This window comes from Campylobacter sp., assembly GCF_017646085.1.
GTDB lineage: Bacteria > Campylobacterota > Campylobacteria > Campylobacterales > Campylobacteraceae > Campylobacter.
On sequence record NZ_JAGCNF010000002.1, the window covers coordinates 1 to 8,779 of the forward strand.

Here is an 8,779-nt window from a genome sequence, read left to right on the forward strand (position 1 = left end):
AGCGATATTAAGCCATATAATTTGTAATATTAAATAATTAAAACTATTTAAAATTTAAACTTTAAAATCTATAAAGTTATAAATAGAGCAATACAAAATCTAAATTATAAATTGAATTTACAATAAAATAATTTAAATCTTAAAAAAGTAAATAAATCAACCCTTGAGCTTTGCCCAAGGGGGTATGTTAGCAAGAATATACAGTTTTAAACTCAAATGGAGTAGGGCGTTGTTCATATGGCCATACTTGAGTTTCAAATTTGTAGTGTTGGTATGTCTCTATAAAGTGATCTGTCATGATAGCGCTTAAGTATTTATTATCACGAATTACAGCTTCTAGACTTCCTCTTAGCGTGTGAGGTAGTTGCTCGATGCCACGCTCTCTAATCTCATCTAATGTTAGCTCAAATAAATCCTCATCCATTGGTCCTACAGGTTCAATTTTATTTTTAATACCATCTAGTCCTGCCATTAACATAGCTGCAAATGCTAGATATGGGCATGCAGAACTATCTGGGAATCTAAACTCAGCTCTTACACTTTTTTCTCCTGAACCATATGGTATTCTACAGCTTGCACTTCTGTTTTGGCAAGAGTATGTAAGAATGCTTGGCGCTTCAAAACCAGGAATTAATCTTTTATAGCTATTTGTACTTGGATTAGTAAATGCAGCTACGCTTCTAGCGTGTCTTAACACACCACCGATATACCATCTAGCCATATCGCTTAAATTTGCATATGTTCCTGCTTTAAAGAATAAATTTTTACCATCTTTCCAGATACTTTGATGGACATGCATACCGCTACCATTATCACCATAAAGAGGTTTTGGCATAAATGTAGCTGTTTTACCATTTAGATGAGCTACCATTTTTACTACATATTTATAGATTTGTACATTATCAGCAGCCTCTACTAATGTGCCAAATTTAACACCGATTTCGCCTTGACCCTGAGCTACCTCGTGATGAACTACAAACGTCTCAAGGCCAACTTGTTCAAGCACATTTACCATCTCTGCTCTTAAATCTACCATTGAATCAATTGGCTGAACTGGATAGTAGCCACCTTTTGCTCTTGGGCGATGGCCGCTATTGTAACCATCTTTATAGTCTTTTGCATCATTCCATTCACCCTCTTCAGTGTCTACTTCGTACATAGCGCAATTTTGTTTATCAATAATTCTTACATTATCAAATACAAAAAATTCATTTTCTGGGCCAAAATATGCAGTATCACCAATTCCGCTATCTTTTAGATGTTGCATAGCTTTTTTAGCTATTGAGCGTGGGCATTTTTCATATAAATCATTTTTATAGATATCATATACATCGCAGATTACTATTATTGTAGTATCTGCTGTAAATGGGTCTAAAAATGCAGTTTCTACATCAGGAATAAGCATCATATCTGACTTATGTATAGGTTGCCAAGCATCGATAGAGCTACCATCAAATGGAATTCCATTAAAAGAGTCTTCATTGATTGCTTTTATATTATAAGATACGTGATGCCATGTCCCTTTTAAATCAGTAAAGCGAAAATCAACAAATTTCACCTCATTTTCATCACAATATTTAAAAAATTCGTTAACATTATTTACAAATCTACCCATAGGCAAACTCCTTCAAAAATAAAATTTCAAAATTATAGCATAAAATATCAATTTTAAGTTTAAATTTATATTTAAATTAATACCATTTTAAATTTTTACCATTTTTTTCTCTCGATTTTGATACACTACAACTTCGCTATATCCAAATTCTTTAGCTTTTATAATGGTTTTATCCATATTTTGTCCCACTTGTTCTATAGAATGGGCATCGCTTGAGAGAGTAATGTTGATGCCCATTTGACTCATAATTTCTAAAATCTCATCTCCAGGATAAATCTCGCATACTGGTTTGCGAAGGCCAGCACTATTTAATTCTACTGTCATACCGCTTTTTTTAATCTCATTTAAAGCATCTTTAGCGATTATTCTTATATCTGTTTTTGGCTTATAATTAAATACTTTAATAAGATCAATATGACCAACAATATCAAATTTACCAGATTTTGCCATCATTTTAATAGCGTCAAAATAATCAATATAAATTTGATCAATATCTCTATTTTTATACTCTCCAATAAACTCAGGATTATCAAATCCCCAACCATTTAAAAAGTGTACCGAACCAATTAGATAATCTACATTAGCATTTAAGACTCTATCATCTATAAATCCAGGTAAATAATCAACCTCATAACCAAATAATATCTCCATTTTGCCTCTAAATTCAGTCTTTAAAATATCAATTACCTCTTTATAGTCATCCATATCCTTAAAGCTCATTCTATATTTTTGATCAAAATTCATTGGCGCATGGTCGCTAAATCCATAAAATTTACACCCTTGATTAAAAGCAGCTTTAGCATAATCTATTGGAGTACCTGTTGCGTGATTGCATAATGGAGTATGATTGTGTAGATCTACGATCATGAAAAAATCCTTAAAAAATACAAAATTAATAGAAGAATTATATAAAATAAAAGATTAAATTTAAATTGAATCAATGATTAAATAGTGGTGCGCCCTAGAGAATTCGAATCTCTGACCTTTTGAACCGCAATCAAATGCTCTATCCAGCTGAGCTAAGAGCGCACTAAATTAAGTTAAGAATTGGAATTATACAAAATAATTCCTTAAAGTTAGCAAAATTTAAAAATATTTTTTGAAATATTAAATGATTTTTGTAATGTAAAGCAAAATTTATCTAAATTTAGATACAATCACGCAATTACGTTCTTAAGGAGATCTTATGACACAAGAAGAATTAGATGCTTTAATGGCTGAAGATTTAAGCGATTTAACTAGTAGTATAGATAATGTAAGCGATACTAGTCTTGATGAGCCAGATTTAACCGAAGATGCTGATGCTGTGGTTCAAAATAGTGGCCATATCGTTACGCACGATAACTATAGAGTAAGTTCAACAAGTGCGTGGCCACCACCACCACCAACAGATGATCATAAAGTAGTTCATCAACTAGATGATGTTACAAAGGATTCTGAAGAAAAAGCCACTGAGATGTTTGATAAGCTTGAAACCATTAGTGGATTTTGTCAAGATGCAGAAAATACATCAAATGATGCTAAAACTTGCATTGCAAGAAATATAGAGGTTTTTGAAATTTTGCATGAAAAATTTCCAAATGTTCAAACATTTAGCGAACTTTTAGAGCTTAATAAAAACTTAGACAATAAAATAGATGATATTATAAGCAATGTTCAAATGGGGCAAGATGAAGTTATGATGACGATGGATATGATGCAATATCAAGATATTCACCGTCAAAAAATAGAAAGAGTTATTAATGTAATGCGTGCGCTAAGTAAATATATGAATAGTCTATTTGAAGGTAGAATTGATGATGAAAAACGTGTTGGTTCAGCTATGCATATTGAGGGTGATACAACAACTGAAGATGTTGTAAGTAACGCTGATATAGAAGCCTTAATTGACTCATTGGGTAAAAAGTGAAAAAGCCAGAACTTTTAAGCCCGGCTGGAAATTTAACTAAACTTCAAATTGCTCTAGCTTATGGTGCAGATGCTGTGTATGCAAGTGTTGGGAATTTTTCTTTACGTCAAAGAAGTGCAAAGGAATTTGATCTTGAAAGTTTTGAAGAGGGTGTTAGACTAGCGCATAAGAGTGGAGCTAAATTTTATGCTACGATAAATGGTTTTCCATATAATACTCAGCTTGATAACCTTAAAAAACATATTAAAACTGTGAGCGAATTTGGCGTTGATGCTTTTATTATTGCGACTCCAGGTGTTATGAAACTAGCTAAGCAGATTGCTCCTCAAGTCGAGGTGCATCTTTCTACTCAAGCAAATGTAATGAATTATCTAGATGCTCAAATTTATCATGAAATGGGCGCTAGTAGAATAGTAGCAGCTCGTGAGATGAGTTTAAAAGATGCTGTATTAATTAAAGAGATGATTCCAAGTCTAGAATTAGAGATTTTTTGTCATGGATCGATGTGTTTTGCATATTCGGGTAGATGTCTAGTCTCAGCAGTACAAAGCGGCAGACTAAGCAATCGTGGAAGTTGTGCAAATGATTGTAGATTTAATTATGAATTATATGCTAAAAGTCCTGAAAATGGTGCTTTGTTTCGCCTTGAAGAAAATGAACACGGCACTCATATAATGAATTCTAAAGATTTAAATTTAAGTAAGCATATAGAACGAATTCTCCAAACTGGTGCTGTAGATAGCCTAAAAATTGAAGGTCGAACAAAAAGCGAATACTACGCAGCATGCGCTACAAAAGCCTATAGAATGGCGATTGATGATGCAATTGCTGGTAAATTTAATCCTGAAATTTATGCTGCGGAGTTAAATACACTTAAAAATCGTGGATTTAGCGATGGTTATCTTATTCATAAACCATATGAGAGAGATGATACGCAAAACCATACTACTAGCATAGAAGAGGGTACGCATCAAGTTCATGCTATTAGTCTAGATGGTAAAAGTTTTAAAACTAAATTTAAAATTGATACAAAGCATGAGTATGAGATTTTTGCTCCTGTAAATGCAGCAATAGATAGTGTAGAAAATGAGCTTGGTGCTATCTATAAAAAAGATGACAATAAGTATTATGTTAAATTTAAAAAGCTAATAAGTACTAAAGGCAAGGAATTTGATGAAATTCATAGTGGAAATGAAAACGAGATCAATCTCCCTGCAAACTTACCAGAATTTAGCTTTTTACGTAAAGAGATTATAGAAGGAGAGTAGATGAAATTTGTAAGCATTATAATGGGTAGTAAAAGCGACTACGAGATAGTAAGTGAAACGGCTAAAATCTTAGAAGAATTTGATGTAAAATATGAGATGATTATCAGTTCAGCTCACAGAAGCCCAACTAGAACTCACCAATATGTCCAAGATGCTGATGCTAGAGGCGCAGCAGTATTTGTCTGTGCAGCGGGTATGGCAGCTCATTTGGCTGGTGCAGTTGCTGCTTATAGTCTAAAGCCAGTGATTGGTGTGCCAATGGGGGGTTCAGCAGTAAATGGTGTAGATGCGCTATATTCAACTGTTCAAATGCCAGCTGGTATGCCAGTAGCTACACTTGCAATTGGCAAGGCTGGAGCTAAAAATGCAGCATATTTAGCAATGCAAATTTTAGCTCTAAGTGATGAAAATTTAGCTTTAAAACTAAAAGAAGATAGAGAAAAACAGGCCAAATCACTTGAAATTGATTCTAAAAAAATCGAGGTTCTCTTAGGTGGTGCTAAATGAAAACATATCTAGCCATTGATGAGTTTTGTCAGCTAGTACATCTAAAGCGTGAAGTTGTTGATGGTATGATTGAGCGTGGTGCATTAAATACAAAAATAGATAATGATGTAATATATATAGAGGCAAATGAAGGCACAATGAGTGTTGTACCAGCACACAATGGTGAGATAGTTGCTAATACCGAGCAGCATACTTTGCCAGGTGAGAGCTTTGTCGAAAAGACAATTGGAACGATTTTAAATTTACACGAAAAAGTCCTAGATGCCAAAGATGAAACATTAGATGTGCTTAGAAATGAAAATCAATTTTTAAAAGAAGCGCTTTATTCTATGCAAGAGTTATATGATGAGGATAGAAAGACTGTTGAGACGCTTACTACTCAACTTAAAAATGCTCAAGAAGAGGTTGAATTTTTAAAGCGTAAATATAAATTGATGTGGAATAAAGCCATAGAGAATTTTAATAATAAAGGAAATTCATGACATTTAGTCAGATAATTTTAACCTTACAACAATACTGGAACGAGCAAGGCTGTATTGTCGTTCAACCATACGATATGCCAGCTGGCGCTGGAACCTATCACCAAGCAACATTTTTACGTTCATTAGGTGAGAAACCATGGAATGTAGCCTATGTAGCTCCATCTCGTCGTCCAACAGATGGTAGATATGGCGAGAATCCAAATAGACTTGGAAGCTACTATCAGTTTCAAGTAATAATGAAACCAAGTCCAAAAAATATTCAAGAGCTATATTTAAAAAGCCTTGAAAGACTTGGCCTTGATCTTAAAAAGCATGATATTAGATTTGTAGAAGATAACTGGGAGAGCCCAACTCTTGGTGCATGGGGTCTAGGTTGGGAAGTTTGGTTAGATGGTATGGAAGTAACTCAGTTTACATATTTTCAACAAGTAGGCGGAATTCCGTGTGAATTAATAAGCGCTGAAGTAACATATGGAATTGAACGTCTAGCTATGTATTTGCAAGATAAAGATAGTGTATATGATATCATATGGGATGATCATGATGGCAATGTAGTAACCTATGGTGATGTACATAAGCAAAGTGAATTTGAATTTAGCAAATATAACTTTGAAATTGCTGATACAGCTAAATTATTTAGCTGGTTTGAGTCCTATTCTAGTGAGTGTAAAGCTATTTTAGAGCATGGATTAGCACTTCCAGCATATGATTATTGTATGCTTGCAGCGCATACATTTAATGTACTTGATGCACGTGGAGCAATTAGCGTTACACAAAGGCAGGACTATATTTTAAAAATTAGAGAGCTGGCAAAAGGCTGCGCATTAGCTTATAAAGAGAGTTTAAAATAGGTGAAAATATCTGAAATTTATGCTATGCTTGATAGCATAGCGCCATTTGATTTACAAGAGAGTTGGGATAATTCTGGACTTATAATAGGTAGTATGAACGATGAGTTTGATAGTATTACTTTAAGTCTTGATTTAGATAGTTCACTTATAGCTCAGGCTAAGCCTAGAACACTTTTTATAACTCATCATCCGCTAATTTTTAAAGGTTTAAAAAGCATTAATAGCAGCGAATATCCAGCAAATTTAATCAAAGATATGATTAAAAAAGATATTAGCTTAATCTCTATGCATACTAATTATGATAAAGCGGTTTTGAATAAATTTGTATTAAGTGAGGTTTTAGGCTATAAAAATTATGAACAAGATAGTGAATTTGTGTTTAAATTTGAGGTAAATAAGAGCTTTGAAGAGTTTGTAGCTGATATAAAATCCAAACTAAATTTAACTACTATAAGAGTAGTTAAAGGGTGTGATTTTATCAAAACAGCAGCCATTTGTACTGGGAGTGGAAGTGAGCTAATTGGTAGTTTTAAAGCTGATTGCTTTTTAAGCGGAGATTTTAAATATCATACAGCACTTCAATCTTATGAAAATTCACTTAGTTTGATTGATATTAATCATTTTGAAAGTGAGCGGTATTTTGGGGAGTCTTTGGCGCTAAACTTGCAAAAGTTTAAAGTTTTTGCTACAATCACAAATTCAATAAACCCATTTGAATATAGATAACCAAAGGAAATCAATGAATAAGTATTTACAACAACTTGTGAATTTATCACAAATCGACCAAAAAATAGATAATTACGCACCAAGAATTGAGAGTATTAATAGAAATTTACAACTTAAAAAAGACGAAATAGCAACTATAGATGAAAATATAGAAAAAGTTGATACAGAAATAACAGAGCTAAAGGCACAAATTGCTAATACAAATTCTCATATTAATGAATTTAATGCCAAAATCAAAGATATTAGCAAGAAAACCTCAGCTGTAAAGAGCGAAAAAGAGATTAAAGCATTAAATTTAGAAGAAGACCTAGCTAAAGATCAACTTGAAGCAGCTAATGAAGAGATTGGCAGACTTGAGAGAATAATAGATAGTAAAAATGAGTTAAAAACTGAACTAGAACAGAAAAAATCTAATGCTCAAAGTGCATTAGATAGCTTAAATAGCGAAGTCGAAGGCGAATTAAAAGCAATTGAGGATGAAAGAAGTAAAATCTATGACCAAAAAGAAAAATTACTAGCTGATATGAATCAAAAAATCCTTACATTCTATGAAAAAATTCGTAAATGGGCAAAAAATACAGCAGTTGTACCGGTTAAAAAACAGGCGTGTTATGGTTGTTTTATGAAAATTAATGATAAAACATATGCTCATATTATTAAAAGTGAAGATATCACAACTTGTCCACATTGTGGTAGAATCTTGTATAAAGAGACTATAGAGGAGTGATTTATACTCTATTTACGGCACTTTTGCTCGGAATTTGCTCGCCGTTTTTATGGCTTTTAAGTTTTAAGCAAAAGTTTGTCCGTAGCCTTAGGGCTAGATTTTTCTTATATCGCAATCCAAAGCCTGAATTTGCTAAATACCATTTTCATGCCTGTAGCCTTGGCGAGGCTTGTGCTATTGAGCCTTTAGTAAAAGAGTTAAAAGATTGTAGAGTAAGTGTAATTACTCAAACTGGATTTGATAAGGCTAAGGGGTATGCAGATTGTAGGTTCTTACCTTTTGAATGCTTTTTGCCTTTTTGGCTAAGCAAATCAGATGTTTTGATAGTTTTTGAAGCAGAATTATGGCTAAATTTATTTAGAGTAGCCAAGTTAAATGGTACTAAAACTATACTTTTAAATGCTAGAATTAGCGATAAAAGCTATAAGAATTATCTTAAATTTAAATTTTATTATAAATGGCTTTTTAAATATGTTGATTTGGTTTTAGCACAAAGCCAGATAGATAAAGAGCGTTTAGCAAACCTAGGTGCTAAAAATATCAAAGTCGTAGGAAATATCAAATCAGCCAATCTACCAAAGCCATCAAAGCAATATAAAAAACCAGATAAAAGAGTGATAATAATAGCTAGCTCACATGAAAATGAAGAAAAAAATTTACTAGCTAATCTAAATCTTAATGATAATGACCAGCT

The 8,779-nt window shown here is 32.9% G+C and carries 10 protein-coding genes and 1 tRNA gene; 8 read left to right on the forward strand and 3 right to left on the reverse strand.

Annotated features, from left to right (window positions below; genetic code table 11):
- Positions 1-187 precede the first annotated feature (187 nt).
- From glnA to J6V67_RS00075, 3 genes are all read right to left on the reverse strand, one after another.
- Positions 188-1,615, reverse strand: coding sequence for a type I glutamate--ammonia ligase (gene glnA / locus J6V67_RS00065; protein WP_291857016.1), 1,428 nt, complete (start codon positions 1,613-1,615; stop codon positions 188-190).
- An 87-nt stretch (positions 1,616-1,702) separates the two neighbouring features.
- Complete coding sequence (locus J6V67_RS00070) at positions 1,703-2,482, reverse strand: histidinol-phosphatase (protein WP_291857019.1); 780 nt, start codon at positions 2,480-2,482, stop codon at positions 1,703-1,705.
- Positions 2,483-2,567: 85 nt separating this feature from the next.
- Positions 2,568-2,644: transfer RNA gene (locus J6V67_RS00075), tRNA-Arg, on the reverse strand.
- A gap of 157 nt (positions 2,645-2,801) precedes the next feature.
- On the opposite strand from J6V67_RS00075, the gene J6V67_RS00080 reads away from it, so the two are divergent.
- The 8 genes from J6V67_RS00080 to J6V67_RS00115 all read left to right on the forward strand — a co-directional run.
- Positions 2,802-3,524 carry a chemotaxis protein gene (locus J6V67_RS00080; RefSeq protein WP_291857021.1) on the forward strand — a complete coding sequence of 241 codons (723 nt, stop codon included), beginning with the start codon at positions 2,802-2,804 and terminating at the stop codon, positions 3,522-3,524.
- The gene (locus tag J6V67_RS00085) at positions 3,521-4,792 is read left to right on the forward strand and encodes a peptidase U32 family protein (RefSeq protein ID WP_291857023.1); all 1,272 of its coding nucleotides are present in this window, start codon (positions 3,521-3,523) and stop codon (positions 4,790-4,792) included. Before J6V67_RS00080 ends, J6V67_RS00085 begins: the two co-directional genes overlap by 4 nt.
- Positions 4,793-5,299 carry a 5-(carboxyamino)imidazole ribonucleotide mutase gene (purE, locus tag J6V67_RS00090; RefSeq protein ID WP_291857025.1) on the forward strand — a complete coding sequence of 169 codons (507 nt, stop codon included), beginning with the start codon at positions 4,793-4,795 and terminating at the stop codon, positions 5,297-5,299.
- Entirely contained in the window at positions 5,296-5,781 is a 486-nt protein-coding gene (locus J6V67_RS00095; RefSeq protein WP_291857027.1) for a DUF3972 domain-containing protein, read from the forward strand. The genes purE and J6V67_RS00095 overlap by 4 nt, the downstream gene beginning before the upstream one ends.
- A complete protein-coding gene (gene glyQ / locus J6V67_RS00100) occupies positions 5,778-6,632 on the forward strand; it encodes a glycine--tRNA ligase subunit alpha (protein ID WP_291857028.1) in 855 nt (284 codons plus the stop codon). Before J6V67_RS00095 ends, glyQ begins: the two co-directional genes overlap by 4 nt.
- Complete coding sequence (locus J6V67_RS00105) at positions 6,633-7,358, forward strand: Nif3-like dinuclear metal center hexameric protein (protein WP_291857030.1); 726 nt, start codon at positions 6,633-6,635, stop codon at positions 7,356-7,358. It abuts the gene before it with no gap.
- A gap of 13 nt (positions 7,359-7,371) precedes the next feature.
- Positions 7,372-8,085, forward strand: a complete 714-nt coding sequence (locus J6V67_RS00110) for a zinc ribbon domain-containing protein (RefSeq protein ID WP_291857033.1) — start codon at positions 7,372-7,374, stop codon at positions 8,083-8,085.
- A partial coding sequence (locus tag J6V67_RS00115) for a glycosyltransferase N-terminal domain-containing protein (protein WP_291857035.1) occupies positions 8,082-8,779 on the forward strand: 698 nt, incomplete at its 3' end. The genes J6V67_RS00110 and J6V67_RS00115, both read left to right, overlap by 4 nt.